Annotated in this window: 1 protein-coding gene; it reads right to left on the bottom strand. The window is 66.4% G+C overall.

The features are described from left to right. A partial coding sequence (gene glmS / locus AX703_RS13965; protein WP_062344912.1) for a glutamine--fructose-6-phosphate transaminase (isomerizing) occupies nucleotides 1-1,771 on the bottom strand: 1,771 nt, incomplete at its 3' end.

Here is a 1,771-nt window from a genome sequence, read left to right as displayed (position 1 = left end):
CCTTGGCCACGGCGACATGGTAGGCGAGCAACTGCACCGGCACCGCATAGACCAGCGGCGCGATCAGCGGGTGGACCTTCGGCATCTCGATCGTGGCAAGGCATCCCTCGCCCGCTTCGGCAATGCCTTCGGCGTCCGAGATCAGCACGACCTTGCCGCCGCGCGCACGCACTTCCTGCATGTTGCTGACGGTCTTCTCGAACAGGGGCCCGGAAGGCGCCAGCACGATCACCGGCACAGCCTCGTCGATCAACGCGATGGGGCCGTGCTTCATCTCGCCGCTGGCATAGCCCTCTGCGTGGATATAGCTGATTTCCTTGAGCTTCAGCGCTCCTTCCAACGCCAGCGGATAGTCCGGGCCACGGCCAAGATAGAGCACGTCGCGCGCAGGCGCGATCAGGTGCGCCATGCCGGCAATCTCCTCGTCGTGGGCAAGCGCAGCGTTGAGACAGGCCGGAGTCTCGACCAGCTGCTCGACGATCTCGGCCTCTTCCTCACGGCTGAGCCGCCCGCGCTTGACCGCAAGGTGCGCCGCGAGCGCCGCCAGCACGGCGAGCTGACAGGTGAAGGCCTTGGTCGAGGCTACGCCGATTTCCGGCCCGGCATGGGTCGGCAGCAGCAGGTCCGCCTCGCGGGCCATCGAACTCGTCGGCACGTTGACGACCACGGCGATGGTCTGCCCCGCCGCCTTGCAGTGCCGCAGCGCCGCCAGCGTGTCCGCGGTTTCCCCGCTCTGCGAGATGAACAGGGCAAGGCCGCCCGGCTCGAGCACCGGATCGCGGTAGCGGAATTCCGATGCCACATCGATGTCCACCGGCAGGCGCGCGAACTGTTCGAACCAGTACTTGGCGACCATCCCGGCGTAGAAACTCGTCCCGCAGGCGACGATGGTCACGCGGTTGATGCTGGCAAGGTCGAAGTCGATCTGCGGCAGGGCCACGGTCTGCTCCACCCGGCGCAGGTAGGAGCGCAGCGTCTGTGCCACCACCACCGGCTGCTCGAAGATCTCCTTCTGCATGAAGTGGCGGTAGTTGCCCTTCTCGATCGCGGCTGCGGTTGCGCCCGAGGCGACGATGGGACGCTCGACCGGATTGTTTTCGGCATCGAAGATCTGCGCGCCATCGCGGGTGATCACCACCCAGTCGCCCTCTTCGAGATAGGTGATCCGCTGCGTCAGCGGGGCGAGCGCCAGCGCGTCCGATCCAAGATAGGTCTCGCCCACGCCATAGCCCACCACCAGCGGCGAACCGAGACGCGCACCGATCAGCATGTCGTCATGGGTGCGGAAGGCGATGGCAAGGGCGAAGGCCCCGCGCAAGGTCGGCAGCACGGCCTTGACCGCGTCCTGCGGCGAAAGCCCCGCCTCGACCTGTTCGGACACGAGGTGGGCGACGACTTCTGTATCGGTCTCGCTTTCGAACGTGCGGCCGCGCGCGATCAGCGCTTCGCGCAGCGGCTTGAAGTTTTCGATGATGCCGTTGTGGACCAGCGCGACTTCACCCGTGGCATGGGGGTGCGCATTGCTGGTCGTCGGCGCGCCATGCGTTGCCCAGCGGGTGTGGGCGATGCCGATCAGGCCCGAGGCCGGATTGCGCGCCAGTTCCGCCACAAGATTATTGAGCTTGCCCTCGGCCCGCCGCCGCACGAGCTGACCGCCTTCGACAGTGCAGATGCCCGCCGAGTCATAGCCGCGATATTCCATCCGCCGCAGGCCATCGACCAGCCGGTCTGCCACCTGTTCCTTGCCGACGATTCCGATGATTCCGCACAT

Source organism: Novosphingobium sp. CCH12-A3 (genome assembly GCF_001556015.1).
In the GTDB taxonomy this organism is placed as follows: domain Bacteria; phylum Pseudomonadota; class Alphaproteobacteria; order Sphingomonadales; family Sphingomonadaceae; genus Novosphingobium; species Novosphingobium subterraneum.
The sequence above is the reverse complement of the archived record's forward strand: the minus strand, read 5'-3'. Positions and strand labels throughout refer to the sequence as shown.